22 protein-coding genes are annotated in these 19,476 nt (G+C 58.0%); 15 read left to right on the forward strand and 7 right to left on the reverse strand.

All coding sequences use genetic code 11. The features are described 5' to 3' along the window. The first annotated feature begins 10 nt into the window (after nucleotides 1–10). The 4 genes from HMPREF0721_RS08015 (at nucleotide 11) to HMPREF0721_RS08030 (ending at nucleotide 3,823) form a co-directional block, all read left to right on the forward strand. A complete protein-coding gene (locus HMPREF0721_RS08015; protein WP_006599186.1) occupies nucleotides 11–1,072 on the forward strand; it encodes a D-alanine--D-alanine ligase family protein in 1,062 nt (353 codons plus the stop codon). 19 nt (nucleotides 1,073–1,091) lie between these two features. Continuing rightward, complete coding sequence (locus HMPREF0721_RS08020) at nucleotides 1,092–1,547, forward strand: YwiB family protein (RefSeq protein WP_006599187.1); 456 nt, start codon at nucleotides 1,092–1,094, stop codon at nucleotides 1,545–1,547. 30 nt (nucleotides 1,548–1,577) lie between these two features. Further along, the gene (gene argS, locus HMPREF0721_RS08025; protein ID WP_006599188.1) at nucleotides 1,578–3,269 is read left to right on the forward strand and encodes an arginine--tRNA ligase; all 1,692 of its coding nucleotides are present in this window, start codon (nucleotides 1,578–1,580) and stop codon (nucleotides 3,267–3,269) included. Between the two features lie 176 nt (nucleotides 3,270–3,445). After that, nucleotides 3,446–3,823 (forward strand): metal-dependent transcriptional regulator, encoded by a 378-nt coding sequence (locus HMPREF0721_RS08030; RefSeq protein WP_006599189.1) that lies wholly within the window; start codon nucleotides 3,446–3,448, stop codon nucleotides 3,821–3,823. A gap of 64 nt (nucleotides 3,824–3,887) precedes the next feature. Here HMPREF0721_RS08030 and HMPREF0721_RS08035 read toward each other — a convergent pair whose 3' ends face one another. Beyond that, entirely contained in the window at nucleotides 3,888–4,730 is an 843-nt protein-coding gene (locus HMPREF0721_RS08035) for a 5'-methylthioadenosine/adenosylhomocysteine nucleosidase (protein WP_006599190.1), read from the reverse strand. A 127-nt stretch (nucleotides 4,731–4,857) separates the two neighbouring features. Then, nucleotides 4,858–5,553 (reverse strand): ferredoxin--NADP reductase, encoded by a 696-nt coding sequence (locus HMPREF0721_RS08040; protein WP_006599192.1) that lies wholly within the window; start codon nucleotides 5,551–5,553, stop codon nucleotides 4,858–4,860. A 296-nt stretch (nucleotides 5,554–5,849) separates the two neighbouring features. Between HMPREF0721_RS08040 and HMPREF0721_RS08045 the strand changes: the two genes are divergently transcribed. Genes HMPREF0721_RS08045 through HMPREF0721_RS08070 form a run of 6 tightly spaced genes read left to right on the forward strand, consistent with a single transcriptional unit; the run spans nucleotide 5,850 to nucleotide 10,535 of the window. Continuing rightward, on the forward strand, nucleotides 5,850–6,812 hold the full coding sequence (locus HMPREF0721_RS08045; RefSeq protein WP_006599194.1) for an NYN domain-containing protein: 963 nt from the start codon (nucleotides 5,850–5,852) through the stop codon (nucleotides 6,810–6,812). A 32-nt stretch (nucleotides 6,813–6,844) separates the two neighbouring features. Beyond that, nucleotides 6,845–7,285 (forward strand): secondary thiamine-phosphate synthase enzyme YjbQ, encoded by a 441-nt coding sequence (locus HMPREF0721_RS08050; RefSeq protein WP_006599195.1) that lies wholly within the window; start codon nucleotides 6,845–6,847, stop codon nucleotides 7,283–7,285. A 3-nt stretch (nucleotides 7,286–7,288) separates the two neighbouring features. Beyond that, nucleotides 7,289–8,248: a 3'-5' exoribonuclease YhaM family protein gene (locus tag HMPREF0721_RS08055; protein WP_006599196.1), complete on the forward strand. Its 960-nt coding sequence runs from the start codon at nucleotides 7,289–7,291 to the stop codon at nucleotides 8,246–8,248. Next, entirely contained in the window at nucleotides 8,248–8,583 is a 336-nt protein-coding gene (locus HMPREF0721_RS08060; protein ID WP_006599197.1) for an arsenic metallochaperone ArsD family protein, read from the forward strand. Before HMPREF0721_RS08055 ends, HMPREF0721_RS08060 begins: the two co-directional genes overlap by 1 nt. Before the next feature lie 22 nt (nucleotides 8,584–8,605). Continuing rightward, complete coding sequence (locus HMPREF0721_RS08065; RefSeq protein WP_006599198.1) at nucleotides 8,606–9,964, forward strand: MATE family efflux transporter; 1,359 nt, start codon at nucleotides 8,606–8,608, stop codon at nucleotides 9,962–9,964. Beyond that, the gene (locus HMPREF0721_RS08070; protein WP_006599199.1) at nucleotides 9,957–10,535 is read left to right on the forward strand and encodes a 4'-phosphopantetheinyl transferase family protein; all 579 of its coding nucleotides are present in this window, start codon (nucleotides 9,957–9,959) and stop codon (nucleotides 10,533–10,535) included. Before HMPREF0721_RS08065 ends, HMPREF0721_RS08070 begins: the two co-directional genes overlap by 8 nt. Before the next feature lie 37 nt (nucleotides 10,536–10,572). Here the strand turns inward: HMPREF0721_RS08070 and HMPREF0721_RS08075 are convergent, their stop codons facing one another. After that, entirely contained in the window at nucleotides 10,573–10,776 is a 204-nt protein-coding gene (locus tag HMPREF0721_RS08075; RefSeq protein WP_006599200.1) for a hypothetical protein, read from the reverse strand. Between the two features lie 186 nt (nucleotides 10,777–10,962). Between HMPREF0721_RS08075 and HMPREF0721_RS08080 the strand changes: the two genes are divergently transcribed. Beyond that, nucleotides 10,963–11,334 (forward strand): ArsR/SmtB family transcription factor, encoded by a 372-nt coding sequence (locus HMPREF0721_RS08080; RefSeq protein WP_006599201.1) that lies wholly within the window; start codon nucleotides 10,963–10,965, stop codon nucleotides 11,332–11,334. Between the two features lie 41 nt (nucleotides 11,335–11,375). Here the strand turns inward: HMPREF0721_RS08080 and larC are convergent, their stop codons facing one another. Beyond that, nucleotides 11,376–12,728, reverse strand: coding sequence for a nickel pincer cofactor biosynthesis protein LarC (gene larC, locus HMPREF0721_RS08085; protein ID WP_006599202.1), 1,353 nt, complete (start codon nucleotides 12,726–12,728; stop codon nucleotides 11,376–11,378). Next, nucleotides 12,725–13,477, reverse strand: a complete 753-nt coding sequence (gene larB / locus HMPREF0721_RS08090; RefSeq protein WP_006599203.1) for a nickel pincer cofactor biosynthesis protein LarB — start codon at nucleotides 13,475–13,477, stop codon at nucleotides 12,725–12,727. Before larB ends, larC begins: the two co-directional genes overlap by 4 nt. A 255-nt stretch (nucleotides 13,478–13,732) precedes the next feature. Here larB and ftsH point away from each other — a divergent pair, with 255 nt between their 5' ends. The 4 genes from ftsH to HMPREF0721_RS08110 all read left to right on the forward strand — a co-directional run bounded on the left by ftsH (nucleotide 13,733) and on the right by HMPREF0721_RS08110 (nucleotide 17,918). Then, on the forward strand, nucleotides 13,733–15,607 hold the full coding sequence (gene ftsH, locus HMPREF0721_RS08095) for an ATP-dependent zinc metalloprotease FtsH (protein WP_050787032.1): 1,875 nt from the start codon (nucleotides 13,733–13,735) through the stop codon (nucleotides 15,605–15,607). Between the two features lie 179 nt (nucleotides 15,608–15,786). After that, on the forward strand, nucleotides 15,787–16,929 hold the full coding sequence (locus HMPREF0721_RS08100) for a cation diffusion facilitator family transporter (protein WP_050786983.1): 1,143 nt from the start codon (nucleotides 15,787–15,789) through the stop codon (nucleotides 16,927–16,929). Between the two features lie 118 nt (nucleotides 16,930–17,047). After that, nucleotides 17,048–17,566: a pyridoxamine 5'-phosphate oxidase family protein gene (locus tag HMPREF0721_RS08105; protein WP_006599207.1), complete on the forward strand. Its 519-nt coding sequence runs from the start codon at nucleotides 17,048–17,050 to the stop codon at nucleotides 17,564–17,566. Further along, on the forward strand, nucleotides 17,550–17,918 hold the full coding sequence (locus HMPREF0721_RS08110) for a PH domain-containing protein (RefSeq protein WP_006599208.1): 369 nt from the start codon (nucleotides 17,550–17,552) through the stop codon (nucleotides 17,916–17,918). Before HMPREF0721_RS08105 ends, HMPREF0721_RS08110 begins: the two co-directional genes overlap by 17 nt. 93 nt (nucleotides 17,919–18,011) lie before the next feature. Here the strand turns inward: HMPREF0721_RS08110 and HMPREF0721_RS08115 are convergent, their stop codons facing one another. Beyond that, nucleotides 18,012–18,782: an amino acid ABC transporter ATP-binding protein gene (locus HMPREF0721_RS08115; RefSeq protein WP_006599209.1), complete on the reverse strand. Its 771-nt coding sequence runs from the start codon at nucleotides 18,780–18,782 to the stop codon at nucleotides 18,012–18,014. A 10-nt stretch (nucleotides 18,783–18,792) separates the two neighbouring features. Beyond that, a complete protein-coding gene (locus HMPREF0721_RS08120; protein ID WP_006599210.1) occupies nucleotides 18,793–19,443 on the reverse strand; it encodes an amino acid ABC transporter permease in 651 nt (216 codons plus the stop codon). Between the last annotated feature and the right edge of the window lie 33 nt (nucleotides 19,444–19,476).

Consider the following 19,476-nt stretch of genomic DNA (forward strand, 5'->3'; position numbering starts at 1 on the left):
AGGAGGCAATATGGCAGATAAAATCAAGCTCGGGGTCGTTTTCGGCGGGCAGTCCGGCGAGCACGAAGTGGCCCGGGTCTCGGCGTACAATGTTTTGCAGGCGGTCGATCGGACAAAATACGACGTCACCACCATCGGCATCACTAAGGACGGCCGCTGGCTGATTTATACCGGGGATTGGGACAAGCTGCCCGACGGCTCCTGGCAGGAAGACACCGGGCATCTGCGGGAGGATTTTTCCCTGCTGACCGATCCGGCGATTCGCGCCATCGATGTGTTCTTCCCGATCATGCACGGCCCCATGGGCGAAGACGGCACCATCCAGGGCGTCTTCGAGATGATGGGCAAGCCCTATGTGGGCTGCGGCGTGCTGGCCTCGGCGGTCGGGATGGACAAGGTCGTTTCGAAGATTCTTTTCGAGAAGGCCGGCATTCCCGTGGTGCCCTACCGCGCGTTTCACGCCGCCGACTGGCAGCGGGATCAGGCGGTGCAGATTACCTCGGCGGAAACGCTGGGCTATCCGCTATTCATCAAGCCGGTGAATATGGGGTCGTCCGTGGGCATCACCAAGGCCCACGATCGGGCGGAACTGATCGCCGGAGTTCATCAGGCGCTGAATTACGACAGCAAAATTTTAGTCGAAACCTTTATCGACGCCCGGGAGATCGAATGTGCAGTACTCGAAGAACAGGGTCATATTCAGACGACGCTGCCCGGCGAAGTGGTGGCCAGCAAGGAATTTTATGACTACGAGGCCAAATACGCCGACGATCAGGATTCGAAAATCGAGATTCCGGCGCAAATCGACGACGCGACCACGGCGCAGATCCGCGATTTTGCGGCGAAGGCCTTTGCGGCGATCGACGGCTCCGGTTTGTCCCGGGTCGATTTCTTTGTGGATAACCGGGACGGCCGGCTTTACATCAACGAAGTGAACACGCTGCCCGGCTTCACGGATATCAGCATGTACCCGATGATGTGGCAGCATATGGGTGTGAGCTATGCCGAGCTGGTGGAACGGCTCATCGCGACGGCCGCCCGCAAGAAGGTGACGGATTACACGCGGGTGTAGTGCGCGGAAAGGAAAGGCCATGACAGAAACATTGGAAAATCATCCGGGCGAAAAGCAGGTCTGGCTGTCGATCGTCAGCGAGGTAACGGCGCAGGGCGATACCGACCGCACCGAATTTGTGACCGAGGGCGCCTTTTACCGCGAGAGCGACGCCGAATGCCTGAGCTATCGGGAGACGGAGGTCTCCGGGATGTCCGGCACGACGACGACGGTCCGCCTCGAACCGGATAAGGTTTCGGTGATTCGCCTGGGCAGTGTCAACGCGCTGATGGAATTTGAAAAGGGCAAGCGCTGTGTCGCGATGTACACCACGCCCTTCGGCGATGTGCCGCTGTCGATTCAGACTCGGGCGATCACCGTCGATCGAAACGAAGCGAACGAGCCGGTGCAGATCCATCTGGATTATGTCATCGGCGTGGAAGGCAAAACGAATAGCGTCAATACCATGACGATTGAAGTCCGGGACAGAAAATGACCCGGACTTTTTACGGAAGCGGAGGAGAACATGTATATCAGAGAGCAACTGGAAAACGGTTTGAAGGCCGCCGTCGAAAAAGCGGTGAACGCCGCGGTAGCAGATGGCGCCTTTTCGATCGAACATTTGCCGGCCATCCAGCTGGAGGTTCCCCGGGAAGCGCAGTTCGGGGACTATGCCACCAACGTAGCGATGCAGCTGCCGGGACAGGCCCATATGGCGCCCCGGGCGATTGCCGAAGCCATCGTCGGTCATTTTGACGCGGCGGCCGCTTATGTGCAAGATGTGACCATCGCCGGTCCGGGCTTCATCAATTTCGCCCTGGATCCGACCTGGCACTACGAGGTGATCGGCGAGATTGAAGCGAAGGGCGCGGATTACGGCCGCACGACGGGCAACGCCGGCAAAACCTACAACCTCGAATTCGTTTCAGCCAATCCGACGGGGCCGATGCACATGGGCAACGCCCGGGGCGGGGCCATCGGCGATGTGCTGGCCGAGATCGCGGCCTGGACGGGCTACGACGTGACCCGGGAATTTTATGTGAATGATGCGGGCAATCAGATCGCAAAATTCGGCGACTCGCTGGACGCGCGCTTTCGCCAGCTCCTCGGGGAGGACATTCCCTTCCCGGAAGACGGCTATCAGGGGGCGGATATCCGCGCGCACATGGAGGAATACATCGCGGAAAACGGCGGAAAAGCCGCGGTCCGCCCGCTCCTCGATCGGACGCCGGAGACGCGCAAGGCCCTTTTTGTGGATTACGCGCTGAAGAAAAACCTCAGGCAGATGCACGCCGATATGGAAAGCTACGGCGTGGATTACGACGTGTGGTTCTCCGAGCAGAGCATGTACGACGATGGGGAAATTGAACGGGCGCTGAAACTCCTGAAGGACAAAGGCGCGACCTACGACAAGGAGGGCGCCACTTGGTTTAAAACCACGGACTACGGCTGCGAAAAGGACGACGTGCTCATCCGGCAGAACGGCCTGCCCACCTATTTTATGGGGGACATCGCCTACCACCTGAACAAACTTTTGACCCGGGGCTTCGACCGGGCGGTCAACGTTTGGGGGGCGGATCACCACGGGCACATCGCGAGACTCAAGGCGGCGATCGCCGCGGCGGGGGTGGACGCGAGCCGGCTGGAAATCGTGACGATGCAGCTGGTGCGCCTGATCCGCGACGGGGAGCCGGTACGCATGTCCAAGCGGCAGGGCAAGGCCATCGGCCTCACGGAGCTGCTCGACATGGTGGGCATCGACGCGGCCCGGGTGTTCTTCAACCTGCGTTCGCCGGACAGCCACTTCGATTTCGATCTGGATCTGGCAATCAGGCAGTCCAACGACAACCCGGTGTTTTATGTGCAGTACGCCCACGCGCGGATCGCAAGCATCCTGCGCCAGCTGGGCGGCGATGTGGATCTGGCGGCGCCGGCCAAACTGGAACTGCTGACCAACCCCAAGGAGCTGGAGCTGCTTTCGGTCCTCTCCGACTTCCCGGAAACCATCGTGGCAGCGGAGCATAAAATGGATCCGAGCCGCATGGTGCACTACGCCCAGCGGCTTGCCTCGGCCTTTCACACCTTTTATAACGAATGCCGGGTGCGGGTGGATGACGCGGACCTGATGCATGCCCGCCTCAAGCTCATTCTGGCCTGCCGGCAGGTGCTCGAAAACGTGCTGGGAATTCTGGGCGTCGACGCGCCGGAAGCCATGTAATCAAAATAATCCAAGAAGACGCCTGCGGGCGTTTTCTTTTTTTGCGGGCGTATCGGCGAAAATAAATGGTTAGATCGGGTTGACTTATGGGGCGGAATCCCGTACAATGGTGTTAGTTAGAGTTAACGGCGATCAGCCATCGCGCGGTGCAAAATCACGAAGGGAGAAGCGAAAGCATGACGTTGGGCAAATCAAAAGAGGATTATCTCGAGGCGGTTTTGATGATTGCCGAAAAGAAGGGGCCGGGTCAGGCGGTGCATTCCATCGATATCGCCCGGCAGCTGCATTTTTCCAAGGCGTCGGTCAGCCATGCGGTGAAGACGCTGCGGGAGCAGGGATTTTTGCTGATGGACGACGACGGCTCCCTGCATTTGACGGAAACGGGCATGACCATCGCCCAGAATGTGTATGAGCGGCATCGCTTTTTAACCAAACATCTGGTCTCGCTCGGTGTGGCGCCGGAGCAGGCCGAACACGACGCCTGCGAGATGGAGCATGTGATCAGCGAGGAAACCTTCGAAAAATTAAAAGCCGAGTATCAAAGCGAGCTTTAAATCCAAATGAAAAACGCCGTCCAGCGATAGATCTATCGCTGAACGGCGTTTTTTAACGGAAAAATCAGGCATCGGCTGCATCCCCGGCGAGGGCGAACATCCGGCGAACCAAGGCCACGGTGTGAACAATGGCCAGAGGCAAAAATTCCGGATAAGAAACGCCGGGCGCGTCCTCGTCGGCATTGTCTGAAATGGCCCGGACGATCAGGAAGGGCACGGCGTTGAGCGTGGCCGCATGGGCCACGGCAGCGCCTTCCATCTCGACCGCGCAGGGATCAAAAGTCGCCTGAATCGCATCGGCGCGCGCGCCGCCGGCGATGAATTGATCGCCGGAGACGATCCGTCCGGTGAAAAGCCTGGCGCCGTCCATCTCGGCCGTTTCAGCATCAAAAGCGCGGGTGGCCAGATCGATGAGACCGGGGTCTGCCCGGAAGGCGGATACGGCCAGATCGGGGATTTCCCCAGGGGCGAAGCCGCGCGCCGTGACGTCCACGTCGTGCTGAACCGCGTCGGTGGAAAGGACGAGATCCCCCTGGCGAACCCCGGGGCGGGTGGTGCCGGCGACGCCGATATTAATCAGATAGGTAATGGGGAAATGGGAGCACAGCGCCTGGGCACAGATGGCCGCGTTGACCTTGCCGACGCCGCACTGCACCAGCACGGCGCGCTGTCCCCAGAGAACGCCTTCATAAAAAACCAGCCCGGAAAAATGAGTGGTCTTCGCGATGTCCATGGCCTCGCGGAAGGGCGCGGTTTCTTCTTCCATGGGGCAGATCAGTCCGAAAACAGGCTGCGCATGGGTCGGGCGAACCGCCTTGCGAACGCCCTTGGCGATGCCGTAGCCCGCGCCGATGGCGGCGCCGGCGGCCAGGGCAACCCCGCCGATTATTTTTTTGGTATGGCTCATAAGGATCTCCTTTGAATTATTTTACGGATTATTGTAACATGAAAGATCGAATGAAAAACAAAACGAAAGCAAAATCAGAAAAACACATCAAAAAACAGAGGCCGGGCCTCTGTTCGGATGTTCGGGTTTAATAGCCCATGAAGTTGTCGACGACGATCTGATCTTCGGCGACGCCGAGACCCGTCAGGGTGGCGGTGAAGGCCTTGTTCATCCCCGGGGAGCCGGCGATGAGATATTCGGCGTCGTTGCCGACGGTTTTGGCGAAAGTATTGACCCGTTCGGTGAATTCGTCGCGGTCGGAAATCAGATGCAGCTCGAGATTGGGCATGGCGGATTCGACCTTCTTCCAGAAATCGCCGTAGCAGAATTCGCCGCGGTCGTCGGAATAGAACACGGTGATTTTGTGGTCCGAATCGGCATTCTGAACGGCGGCGTGGGCAAGCAGAGAACGGATCGGCGTGATGCCGATGCCCCCGGCGATGACCAGAGACTGCGGATGATTGCGGTGGAAAGCGAAGCTGCCCTTGGGGTTGGCGACGAGCATGGGATCGCCCGCCTTCAGTTGGTGAAGCAGGACGTCTTTGAAACTGGAATGGGGATCGGCGATGCGCGTGGTGAACATCAAGAAGCCGTCTTCCGGCGCCGAGGCGATGGTGAAGATGCGGGAAGGTCGGTCGTCTTCCGCAACGTCATAGCCCGAGAGTTTCCAGAGGGCGTGCTGGCCGGCCTGCCAGGTGTAGCCTTCGGGGATGCGCATGAAAAAGCTGTATGAATCGCTGGTTTCCTGAGCGATCTTGGTAACGGTTGTTTCGTAAAGTTGCATGATTCTCTCCTTATTTTTGAATGCATTGATGCAAAATATGAAATTGATTATTTTCTATTATACGCCAAAAGCATCTAAATTAAAATCATTTAAAAAAAGATTGGCAAAAAATAAAGAATCGGCGCATTGAAAGCGGGAACGGTCAGACAAAAGGTTGGGATTTCCCGGGGCCTTGTGATAAAATAGAAAAACAAATTGACCGACAGATGCCCGGAGCGTCCGCAGGCAGCAGACGGACCGGCGCATTGAGAGCGAATCGATTCAATCAAGCATCAAGCTCAGAAAGGAGCATCAGGATGGAAGATTTACGCTTTGCGATTCTCATCGACGGCGACAATATTTCGGCGCGCTACATCGCCGGCATTCTGGATGAGATGACCAGTTATGGCGTGGCAACCTATAAACGGATTTACGGCGATTGGACCAGCACAGGCGCGAACAAGTGGAAGGAGCAGCTGCTCTCCAAATCGATTACGCCGATTCAGCAATTTGCCAATGTCAGCGGGAAGAACGCCACCGACTCGGCGCTGATCATCGACGCGATGGATATTCTTTACGGCGGGATGGTGGACGGCTTTTGTATCGTCTCCAGCGATTCGGATTTTACCCGGCTGGCCAGCCGCCTGCGGGAGTCGGGGATGATGGTGATCGGCATGGGCGAGGACAAAACCCCGGATTCCTTCCGCAACGCCTGCACGAAATTCATCAGCCTGGAAAATATCCTCGATTCCTACGAACAGGATATCGACCAGGACAGCGACGGCGAAGCGGAGACGCCGCGGCACAAACAGAAAAAGACGGCCCGCACCTCCCGAAAGACCATCGAGAACACAGTGGTCGGCATCATCACCGAGAACGAGAACAACGGCAAGGCCACCGGTCTCGGCGAGGTCGGCAGCCGCCTGAACAACAAATATCCGGATTTCGACGTGCGCAATTACGGCTACAGCCTGCTCTCGAAATTTCTGGAGGAATCCTCCCGTTTTACCGTGGGGCGGCAGGGCCGGATGCAGACGGTTCGCCTGACCTCGTCCAGCGACTCGGGAAGCGAGATCGAGCAATTCATCGTCCGCAAGGTGCGGGACGCTGGAAAGAACGGCATCGAGTTGGGCTATTTGGGCAATCTGGTGCATACCGCTTTTCCGGGATTTCGCTGGAAGGACGAGGGCTACGCGAAGTTTTCCAAATATGTGCAGCATATCGCGGGCATTCGCATCTGCGAATTTGGCGAGAGCGTCAGCCGGGCGCTGCTGAAATAATCGGAGCAATTTAACAAATCGAGGAGGGAAAAATGACGACAACCCACCCAATCATGCGCAAACAACTGCGGACGACAGCCCATACCCAAATGCTCGACATTACCGAGGCCGTGGCGGAGGCTGTCCGTGAAAGCGGCGCGGCGAACGGCATCGCGACGGTTTTCGTGGCCCACACCACGGCGGCGGTAACACTCAACGAAAACACCGATCCAGACGTCGTGCGGGACATGACCCGGGAAATCGGCAAGATTGTGCCCTGGGAGGACGGCTACCATCACGCGGAAGGCAACTCTGCCGCCCATTTAAAGGCGTCGCTTTTCGGCGCGAGCGAACAGCTCATTATCGAAAACGGCCGGCTGGTGCTGGGCACCTGGCAGGGCATTTATTTTGCGGAGTTTGACGGGCCGAGGCAGCGGCAGTTTTGCATTAAAATTCAGGCAGATTCAGATCAAGCATCAGGAGGAGCACAATAATTCATGCAAGCCATTCAGCTTAATCAAGTGAAAAAAGGGGAAAGCCTGCTCGGCTATCTCTTTATTAAATCTCAGACGGTTAAAACCTCGACCAACGGCAGCCGCTATTTCAATATGACGCTGACGGACAGCGCCTTCACTGGGATGAACGCCAAAATGTGGGATGTGAAGCCGGTGGACGAAGAAGAGTTCACCGAGGGGCAATTGGTCAAAGTGAAGGCCAAGGTTCAGGAATACAACGGCAATCTGCAGATCATCGTGAACCGGATGCGCCTGACCAACGAAGGGGATCCGGTGGACATCAACGATTTTGTGGAGACGGCCCCGGTGGATATTGAACAGATGTATACAGATTTGCTCGCGACGATCGACGCGTTTGGCAATGCCGATCTGAAAAAGCTGGTTGGCACTATGGTGCGCGACAAAAAGTCGGAACTCATGTATTTCCCGGCGGCCAAGCGCATGCACCACGCGCTGAAGGGCGGGCTGCTCTTTCACACCTGGTCAATGCTGCGGCTGGGCAGGGCCATTGCCCCGCTGTATCCTTTTATCGACGCAGAGCTGCTTTATGCCGGGATCATGCTGCACGATCTGGGCAAATCGGTGGAGATGCTTTCGGACGCTAACGGCTCGGTGTCGGACTACTCGGCAGAGGGGAAACTTCTCGGGCACATCATCACCGAGGTGGTGGCCATCGACGAATACGGGAAAAAGCTCGGGGTCGATCCGGAGATCGTGCTGCAGCTCAAGCACATGGTGCTTGCCCATCATTATGAGCCGGAATACGGCTCGCCGGTGCGGCCGATGTTCGCCGAGGCGGAACTGCTCCACCACATCGATGTGATCGATGCGCGGATGAACACCATGCAGCGCATTCAGAGCGAGACCAAGGCCGGCGGTTTTTCGGACAAGGTCTGGGGGCTTGACGGGATTCAGGTTTATCACCGCCCGGACGACGCGTGATGAAACTGACAGTGGTGGAAGCGCCGGCGACAGCGGTCGGCGCGGAGGATATGCGCATGGATCTGCTCCTCGCACGGCTGTCGGCAGCCGGCATCGCGGTGGAGCGGATCGATGCGTTTTCGGCGCCGGGGCGTGTGGCCGCACTGGGCGAAACAGCGCTGCCGGCCTTCTTTGTGGACGACCGGCTGATGGGGGCCGGGCGGTATCCGAGCAATGCGGAACTGGCCGAATGGATTGATTACGACGCGTTGCCCCGCGGCTGTGGCGGGTGCGGCGGATGCGGGGGATGCGCCGGCTGTGCGGCGGCGGGAAGCGGCTCGGCCCGGCAAGGATAGTGCACAACGGGAGGATGATGGGATGGCTCAGGATATGACGACGGGCAATCCGGCGCGGATCTTGCTCGCTTTTTCTGTGCCGATGCTCATCGGCAATTTGTTTCAGCAATTTTATAATATTGTGGATACCATCGTCGTCGGGCAATTCGTCGGCGCGGGGGCGCTGGCCGCTGTCGGGGCGTCATCCACCATCGTGATGCTGCTGGTGTGCCTGGCCACCGGGCTTTCGGTGGGGTGTTCAGTGCTGGTTTCCCAGTATTACGGCGCGGCGGATCCGGTGCACATGCGGCAGGCGGTGTATATCAGTTTGGTATTTAACGGAGCGGTGGGCCTTGCGCTGTCGCTCTTCGGAATCATCGGGGCGCCCTGGCTCCTGGCGCTCACCCGGGTGCCGGCCGGCATTCGCGCCGACGCGGCGACGTATCTGGTGATTTATTGTGTGGGCGGGGTTTTTCTCTTTGCCTACAACGTGTTTGCCAGCATGTGCCGGGCTATCGGCGACGCCAAGACCCCGGTGTATTTTCTCGTGTTCACTTCCCTGCTCAACATCGTCTGCGATTTGATTTTCGTGCTCGGCTTCGGATGGGGTGTGGCCGGGGTCGCCATCGCGACGACCCTTTCCCAGGGGATTTCGGCGGTGAGCTGCGGGTTTTATATGCGCCGGCATGTGCCGGTGCTGCGCCTTGGCCGAGAAGACTGCGTCTTCGACGGGGCCATGCTTGCCGACCTGATCGGCTACGCCCTGCCATCGACGGTTCAGAACACCATCGTTGCACTGTCGGCGGTAGCCGTGCAGGGGCTCGTCAATACCTTTGGCACGGTGACCATCGCCGGCTATACGGCGGCCAATAAAATCGATCAGTTTGCGACCCAGCCGCTGCTTTCGCTGAACATGGCTGTCACTTCTTTTACGGCGCAGAACATCGGTGCCGGCCGCGTCGATCGGGTGCGTGCCGGCTTTCGGGTGACGATGGCGCTGTCGCTGGGTATCGCTGTGGTGCTGTCCCTGCTGATTTTTATCGGGGGAAAAGCGCTGGTCGGCCTTTTCGTGCAGGGACGCGAGTCCGCCGGGGTGGTGGCGGCCGGCATGCGCTACATCCGCATCGTGTCGCTGGCGTATTGGCTTTTCGCCTGGATGTTCGCGTCCTCCGGGGTGCTGCGCGGCGCCGGGGATATGGGTGTTTATTTGCTGGGCACCGCGGTCAATTTCGTTTTTCGCATCGCGATGGCCTACGCCCTCGCGCCGGCCGTGGGATTTCGGGCCATCGCCTGGTCCATTCCCATCGGCTGGAGCCTGTGCATCCTCGTCAACATGATTCGCTATTTTCAGGGTGGCTGGCAGTTTAAGGCCAAGGTGCAGCGGGAGAACAACCATGGATAAGCTGATGATTTATTGGGCGCCGGCGGCTTCGCTGAAGGGAACGGTGCATTCGGTGATTGAGGAGCTGGCGGCGCGCGCTTTGCGGGACCAAGGCGTGGTTCCGCCGGTGCGTTTTGGCCGGGCGGCACATGGCAAGCCTTTTTTGCCGGATGATCCGCATCGGCATTTTAATGGGTCCCATTCGGGGGGGATCGCCGTCTGCGCGTTTTGGGAGCGGCCCCTGGGCATCGATTTACAGCAGGTCAGCGCCAAACCGCGGGCGCAGGCCATCGCCCGGCGTTTGATGCACCCCAACGAGGTGGCACGGCTTGCGGCATCGGCGGATGCGGAGCGGCTTTTTTTTCGGCTTTGGGCCCAGAAGGAAGCGGTGATGAAGGCGACGGGCGATGGCTTTGCGTTGCCGATGAGCCGTTTTGAAGTGCGCCAGACAGGCGGAGGCGCGCAGGTGGTCGGTGTCGGGCTTTCGGGCTGGACGTTGGCGCCGGTGCCGGGCTTCCCGGGGTTTGAGGCCTGGGTTTGCGTGCGGGGAACGGTCCCGGTAATGGCGGTGCGGGCGTTGCCATTGCGATAAAGGCAAAAAAATAAAGCCACCTCAAGCGCGCGTGACTTTATGGACGAGCCGGTGACCTTGGTTTGACCCGCGTGTCGGTAACCAGCGGGCTGATAATATTTTCCGTTAAATTCTCAAAGCTGTGTTCCCCGCTGTCGGAAGATTGGACGGCGGGCCCCTTGATGCCGACAGACCAGCCCAAAAGAATTCCAGAAATCACCATGACAATGGCGATGATGATGACGGTTATTTTGAGTTTCATCTGAATAGCCTCCCTTCGTGATCCTCCATCTGCCCGTTTATTTTAACATGGATGAAGCAAAAAAACATGAAAAAATTCAGATTAGCTTAAGCATTTAAGCTTTAAATTAAATTTTAACAGAAACGAGAAAGGTGTCGGGTCGATGTGCAGCGGGAGCGCGGAGCCCGGGAAAGATGAGGTTAATGCATGGTCAATGAGTACGATATGTCTGCTGTGGAGGAAGTGAAAAACAGAATGATCCCCGATGAGTATATCCAGGAGTTGTCGGCTTTCTTTAAAGTCTTCGGAGAGGAAAACCGCACCCGGATTCTCTATGCGCTGTCGATTCGGGAAATGTGCGTCAACGATTTGGTGACGCTGCTGGGGATGAGCCAATCCTCGGTGTCGCATCAACTGCAGATCCTGCGCGCCCACGGTCAGGTGAAGTTCCGAAAGGAAGGGCGCAATGTTTTTTATTCCCTGGATGACAAACACGTGGTGGACGTTTTTCAGGAAGCGCTGCAGCACATTGTTCACCGATTGAAAGAGAAAAAAGAAGCGGAAAACGCCGAAGCATAAAAAATCCGGAGCCAGGCTCCGGATTTTTTTGTGCGCGGTAATCAGATATGATTTTGGCAGGCGGCGAGAATCTGCGCATAAACGTCGGGATAGGGCAGCTGTTTTTCGGCGCTGATTGCCGCGACGTCCGCATATTCGGGGTAGACCCGCAGGCGCTCGCCGATGCGGCAGCGCTTGACGCGAACCGGGCCCAGGGGCGTGTCGACCTTCCCATCTTCCCGGGGGAGAACCGAACGCGCCATCTCGCAGCGCCGGATGCCGATGCTGGTGGTCTCCTCGAAAATGATGCGCTCCAGGGCTTCGCGGCGGGCGGCGTCCGTGATGACGACGAGTTCGTAGCCCGGGCGGTTTTTCTTCATATAAACGGGCAGATAATGCACGTCCCGGGCGCCGGCGGCCATCAGCAGATCGAGGACGCGGCCCAGGCATTCGCCGGTGGCGTCGTCGATATTGGTCTCGAGTTTGAGAATGGTGTCTTCCTCGGCCGGCGCTTCATTTTGGATGATCATGGCGCGCAGCACGTTGGCGGTGTCGCCGGTGTCGCGTTTGCCGGCACCGATGCCGGTTTTCACGACGGTGTAACACGCAGGCAGCGCCTTCCGGGTTCGGGCCGCGGCGGCGATGGCCGCGCCGGTGGGGGTGACCCACTCGCCGAAGCGGTCGGTTTGGTGGAGGGGCAGTTTGTGGGCCGCGGCGATATTGATCACCGCGGGCACAGGCACCGGCAAAATGCCGTGGGCGCAGCGCACCGATCCCCGGCCTTCGAAAAGCGGAGAGACAATCACATCCCGGATCCCGAGGTTATCCAGACAGACCGCCGCCGCCACGATGTCGACAATGGCATCCACCGCGCCGACTTCGTGGAAGTGCACCTGGTTTTTGGGCTTGTTGTGGGCTTTGGCCTCCGCCTCGGCGATGATGTCGAAGATGCGAAGCGCCAGGACCCGGGCACCGGCCGTCAGCTCGCCGGCTTCAATGATGCGAGTGATCTCCGGCAGGCCGCGGTGTTCGTGATGGCCGTGGGTGTGGTCATGATGACCGTGGGCATCGTGCGCATGATGATGATGGTCGTGGCCGGGATCGCCGTTGGCATGTTCGTGATGATGCGCATGGGCGTGTTCATGATGGCCGCAGCCGTGAGCGGCATCGCCGTAAAGATAGGCCATGTCGTGGTCGTGGTTGTCGTGATCGAGGATCACGTCGAAGTCACAGGCGTCGAGGCCGCCTTTGTTCACCCGGCTGATGGCGATGCGGTAGCCTTCCAAGGGAAGGCTGGCCAGCGCCGTCTCAAGCACCTGTTGATCGGCGCCGAGATCGAGCAGAGCCGCGACGGTCATATCGCCGCTGATGCCGGCATAACATTCGAGATAAAGCTGTTGGTTTTGAGGATTCATGGTTGTTTCACCGCCAATCGATTAATTTGAGTCGCCAGATAACCGGCACCGTAGCCGTTGTCGATATTGACGACGGCGATGCCGTTGGCACAGGAGTTGATCATGGTCAAAAGCGCGGAGAGGCCGCCGAAGTTGGCGCCGTATCCCACCGAGGTCGGCACGGCGATCACCGGCACTTCCACCAAGCCGCCGAGCACCGAGCCAAGGGCTCCCTCCATGCCAGCCACCGCGACGATGCAGTTGGCCTGCTGGATGATGTCGAGGCGGGAGAGCAGCCGATGCAGACCGCTGACCCCAACGTCGAAGATACGGGTGACTTTGGTGCCGAAGTATTCGGCGGTCTGGGCGGCCTCTTCGGCCACGGGAATATCGGCGGTGCCGGCGGTGCACACGGCGATCTCGCCGATGCCGGGCGCCTTGCCGGCGTCTTCGATTTTAATGATGCGGGAGAGCGGATCGTATTCTGCCTGGGGAAAATCCTTTCGGAGCATGGCCGCCTGGGATTCGGCGCAGCGGGTGCCGAGCACTTCGCCGTTCTCGGCATAAAGTCGGCCGAAAATCTGCCGCAGGTGGGCGTCGGCCTTGCCTGCGCAGAAGATCACCTCAGAAAAGCCGGAGCGCAGCTCGCGATGGGTGTCGATCTTCGCGTAGTCCATCTCCTCGAAGGGCTCGCGCCGCAAGAATTGTTCTGCCGCGTCGACGCTCATGGCGCCGGCGCGAACCTGTTTTAACATGTCGTGGATATGCATGGAATCACCAGCCTTATTGCAAAAATTATGTGACGATGGGTGCGCGGCCGCCCCGCCGTCGGCGCACGCCAGCGCTTAGTAAAATCATTGTAGCCCAATTCAAAAGGCGGCGCAAGAAAACCGGGTTTAAGCTTTTTTAAGACAAAGATTGTTACAATACCCCATCACCAAGTGAAACAAAAGAAAATCAAACGCAATTTTTTCGGCGGCGGTCGGCAGCCGAATCATTTAAACTTGATCGGAAAGGGAATCATTATGAAAAAAGTAGAAACGCCCAAGCGGCCCATGATTTTTTATTATGTGCTCGTGGCCGTGCTCATCATCGTTTTTAACGCCCTGGTGGCGCCGATGTTCAATCAGCGGCAGACCAAAACGGTGAATTACAATACCTTTATCACGATGACGAAAAATAAAAATGTCGGCGACGTCGAGGTGAAGGACAGTACCATTGTGTTCAGCAACAAAGCGAAGAGCCAATATTACAAGACGGCCCGGATGGACGACCCCAACCTGACGGAACGGCTTTACAGCTCCGGGGCGAGTTTCAAGCGCAATGTGGATCAGACCAATAATCCCATTGTGTCCTTCCTCATCGGCTGGGTGCTGCCCATTCTCATCTTTATTCTGCTGGGGCGCTGGGTCAACCGGCGCATGAGCAGCCAGATGGGCGGGATCGGCGGAGGCGGCATGCCCTTCAATCTTGGCAAGAGCAACGCCCGGGTGTACGAACCGTCGGCGGACAGCATCCATTTCAGCGATGTGGCCGGCGAAGAAGAGGCTAAGGAAAATCTGTCGGAGATCGTCAGCTATCTGGACGACCCGAAGCAATACGCCAATATCGGGGCGACGATGCCCAAGGGCGTGCTTTTGGTGGGGCCTCCGGGCACCGGCAAAACCATGCTGGCCAAAGCGGTGGCCGGCGAAGCCAACGTGCCGTTCTTCTCAATTTCCGGCTCGGAATTCGTGGAAATGTTTGTGGGGATGGGCGCATCCAAGGTGCGGGATCTCTTCAAGCAGGCGAAGGAAAAGGCCCCCTGCATCGTCTTTGTGGATGAAATTGACGCCATCGGACAAAAGCGCGCCGGCGGCAAGTTTTCCGGCAACGACGAACGGGAACAAACGCTGAACCAGCTTTTAACTGAGATGGACGGCTTTGACGAAAACAACGGTGTGGTGGTTCTGGCAGCAACCAACCGGCCGGAATCCCTCGACCCGGCGCTGACCCGCCCGGGTCGGTTTGACCGGCGAGTGCCGGTGGATCTGCCGGATCTCAAAGGGCGGGAAGCCATTTTGGCCGTGCACGCCCGCAAGGTTAAAAAGGCGGGCGGCATCGACTTTAACGCCATTGCCCGCATGGCCGCCGGGGCATCCGGGGCGGAGCTGGCCAATATCGTCAACGAGGCAGCCCTGCGCGCCGTTCGGGATAAGCGCCAGTTTGTGACCCAGGCCGATCTGGAAGAGAGCGTAGAGGTCGTCATCGCCGGGTATCAGAAAAAGAACGCCATCCTCTCCGAAGAAGAAAAGAAAATCGTGGCCTATCATGAAACGGGACACGCGCTGGTGGCGGCGCTGCAAAGCCATTCGGCCCCGGTGCAGAAGATCACCATCATCCCCAGAACCTCCGGCGCCCTGGGTTATACCATGCAGGTAGAAGAGAACGACAAATACCTGATGTCCCGGGATGAACTGGCCAATAAAATCGCGACGCTGACGGCCGGGCGCGCTGCCGAAGAAGTGGCGATCGGCTCCGTATCGACCGGCGCTTCCAACGATATCGAGCAGGCGACCCGCCTGGCCCGGGCCATGGTCACCCGCTACGGCATGAGCGACGATTTTGATATGGTGGCGCTGGAAACGGTGGAAAACGCTTATTTGGGCGGGGATACCTCACTGGCCTGCGCGCCGGATACCCAAAAACGCATCGACGAAAAGGTGATCACCTTGGTGCGGGAACAGCACGACAAAGCCAGACAATTGCTGACGGATCACCGCGATATTTTGGATCGCCTGGCGATGCATCTTTACGAGAAGGAAACCATTACCGGCGAAGAATTCATGGCGGTTTTGGCGGAGAAACCGGCCGATTTGACGGATGATGCGTCGGCAGCTTCGGACGATGCAGAAGCCTGAACTCAAAACAAAAGAATTTGATGTGAAAAACGGATCCCTGGGGGGGGGCCGTTTTTTTGATGTCCGGAAAAATCTGAAAAGACAAAAACGGGTGGCCGATGTTAAAAAGAAACTTGACAAAATCAAAGGACATGCATATCATTAAATTGTACAAAATCAATATAGAAAGAGGTAACAGGATGTCCAAAGAAACACATAAAAACATAAAGAGCGGAGACAGCCGCCACCAGGTGATCGTGCGCACCAGCATCGTCGGCATTTTGGCCAACGTTCTGCTGGCCGGCTTCAAAGCGGTGGTGGGAATGCTGTCGCATTCCATCGCCATTACCCTTGACGCGGTGAATAATCTCAGCGACGCGCTGTCGTCGATCATCACCATCGTGGGAACGAAGCTCGCCGGCAAGCGCCCGGACAAAAAACATCCGATGGGCTACGGCCGCATCGAATATCTCACGGCAACCATCATCGCTTTTATCGTGCTATATGCCGGGGTGACCGCGTTCAAAGAATCCGTTTCGGCCATCATCCATCCGGCCAAACCGGATTATACCGCCGTGGCGCTGGGGATCGTCGCCGTCGGCGTGCTGGTGAAGGTGGTGCTGGGCCGCTTTGTGAAGGCCACGGGGAAACGCGTGCGTTCAGATTCGCTGATCGCCTCGGGCACCGACGCGACGATGGACGCGGTGATTTCGGCGTCAACCCTGGCGGCAGCCGGCATCTATCTGATCTTTGGGATCTCATTGGAAGCCTGGCTCGGCGCGATCATCGCCGCGGTCATCATCAAGTCCGGCATCGACATGCTCCGGGAAACCCTGTCGGAGATCCTCGGCGAACGGGTTCAAAAAGAAAAGGCCCGGGAAATCAAGGCCGCAGTCGCCGGTTTTCCCGAAGTGCAAGGCGCCTATGACCTGATTCTCCACAACTACGGTCCGGATTTTCTCATCGGCTCGGTGCACGTGGCCGTGGCCGATACGATGACGGCCGGCGATATCGACAAGCTGACCCGGCGCATCATGCACAAGGTGTACGTGGAAAACGGCGTGATGCTCGAGGGCGTGGGCATTTACTCGGTGAATACCCGAGACCCAAAAGTGATGGCCATGCGCGACGCCGTCATGGCCATCGTGGAGGACCACGACCATATTCTTCAGACTCACGGCTTTTATGTGGACGAGGCGCTCAGGCGCATTTCTTTGGATGTGGTGATCGATTTTGCCGCGCCGGACGCCGAAGCGATTTTAAGCGATATCCGCAGCCGCATCGAGGCGGCCTATCCGAATTATACGGTGCAGCTCACCCGGGATTTGGATATCAGCGATTAATTCGGGATTCACAGGGCGGCGATCCTGTGCTAAAATAAAAAAGTCAATTCAAACGGAAGCGCCGGCCATCATCGGTCATCGATGGTGGCGGGCGCATTTTTTAAAAGGAGGCAGTGCAATGTTCAGACCCATGCGAAGAAAACGACAGGCCCTTTCAGAGGCGGAAAGCCGGGCCATTTTGGAACGCGGCCAGACGGGGGTGCTTTCGGTGGCCGGCGACAATGGCTATCCCTACGGCGTGCCGGTGAATTATGTGATGGTCGACGGGAAGATTGCGATTCACGGGGCGAAGACCGGCCACAAGATCGACGCGATTGCCCGGGAACCCAAAGTTTCGTTTTGTGTGATCGACGACGACACCGTGGTCCCGGCGGCATACACCACCCATTTCCGCTCGGCGATCGCCTTTGGCCGTGCCGCCTTTGAGGAGGATCCCGACGCGGTGCTGGCCATGCTTCACGCCCTAGGCGAAAAATACAACCCCGGCGACGAAGCGGGACGGACGGCGGAAATCAACCGGGAATTGGCGGCAACTAAACTCATTGTGGTGACCATCGATCACCTCAGCGGCAAAGAGGCTATTGAGCTGGTGCGTGAAAGAGAAGAACGGGAGAAGCATCATGGGACAGGAGATTGAAATGGTCATGGAATGGGTCTTCATTCGGGAGATCGATCTGCCGTCGGACGTTTATGATTTGTTAATCGCCGGGGAAAAGCCCGTCTGCGCGTTTAAAACCCTTCGGGACGCGGCTATTTTCACCGATCGGCGTCTGATCGTACGCAATGTGCAGGGTCTCACCGGCAAGAAAAAGGAAATTTTCTCTCTGCCTTACCGTGCCATCGAAATATATTCCACGGAAAACGCCGGTCACCTCGATCTCACCGCGGAGGTGGAGCTGTGGACCAAGCTCGGCAATTTTAAAATCAGCCTGAAGCGCGGTGCCGACGTGCGCCGAATCGATCAGATCATTGCCGAAGCGATTTTGTGAAGCCACTCAAAAAAAGACCATTGCTGAGCAATGGTCTCAGATTGCAGACGCTTGCCGATACAAGCGTCTTTTTTGATGCACGGGCACGCCCGTTTATTCTTTATTGGTGATTGAGGCGAGAAAATCTTTGGTGCGCTGATATCGGGGATGCTCAAAAATCTGCGCCGGCGAGCCGGATTCGAGAATCACGCCGCCGTCCATGAAGAGCACCTTGTTCGCCGCAGAACGGGCAAAGCCCATTTCATGGGTCACGACGATCATCGTCATGTTTTCCCGGGCCAGATCCGCCATGACCCCCAGCACCTCGCCGGTCAGCTCCGGATCGAGGGCCGACGTCGGCTCGTCAAAGAGAAGGATGTTCGGATTCATCATCAGCGCCCGGGCGATGGCTACCCGCTGCTTCTCCCCGCCGGAAAGCGTTGAAGGCATGGCGTCGATGCGCGGCCCCAGCCCCACCTTGTCAAGCAGCGCTTCGCAATGTGCTTCCATGCTCGCTTTGGATGCGCCCCGGGCCAGGCGCGGCGCGAGGAGCAGATTCTTGCGCACCGACAGATGCGGGAAAAGATTGAAATGCTGGAAGACCATGCCCATTTTGGCAATGATCTGGCGCACGGCGGCCGGCGGAGCCTGCACGCCGTCTTGCATCAGGGGCTGCCCTTCGATGTCAATGGTGCCGCCGTCAGCCTGTTCCAGATCGATGAGGCAGCGCAGCAGCGTCGACTTGCCGGAGCCCGATGAGCCGATAATCGCCACCACATCGCCTCGGTTCACCTCAAAGCTGATATCCTTGAGCACCTGGTTCGCATCGAAGCTTTTGTTCAGGCCGGCGACGTGAATCACCGGCTTCATTTGTTGTTGATCCATGGCGCGCCTCCTAAAAATCTGCTTTCTTTTCCAGCTGTTTGAAAATCAGCGTAATGACAAAATTGATGACCAGATAAATCCCGCCGGCGACGATAAACGCGGTGGTATCCGCGTCGCGCACCACCGCCCCCTTGGCGTAATACATGATTTCCGGCACGGCAATCGCGGTGACGAGCGCCGTATCCTTCACCAGCACGATGGTCTCGTTCGACACCGACGGCAGGCTCACGCGGATCATCTGGGGAATGATGATGTGCAGCATGGTCTGCCCGCGAGTCAGCCCCAACACCTTGGCCGCTTCGTACTGACCGTCGTTGATGGCGAGCAGGCCGCCGCGAAATATCTCCGCAAAATAAGCCGCATAGTTGAGGGCGAAGGCCACACAGGCCGCGGTAAAGCGGTCGAACATCAGGACCTTGCCGATGCCCGGGATAAAGGGCAGCCCGAAATACACGAAAAACAGCTGCAGCAGCAGCGGTGTTCCCCGAAGAATATACACATAAATCTCGGCGATGGCTTTCACCGGCCTCACCCGGCTGCGCAGCATCATCGTGATGCCAAAGCCCAGCGGCAGCGACACGATCAGGCAAATGGCAAACAGGGAAAGGGTCTTCCCCAGACCGGCCATGATCGACGTCAGCAGCGTTAAAACATAATCCATCAATTTCTCCCGTTGAATGCGACGGCCGCGCCG

Source organism: Pseudoramibacter alactolyticus ATCC 23263, from assembly GCF_000185505.1.
Taxonomy (GTDB): Bacteria; Bacillota; Clostridia; order Eubacteriales; family Eubacteriaceae; genus Pseudoramibacter; species Pseudoramibacter alactolyticus.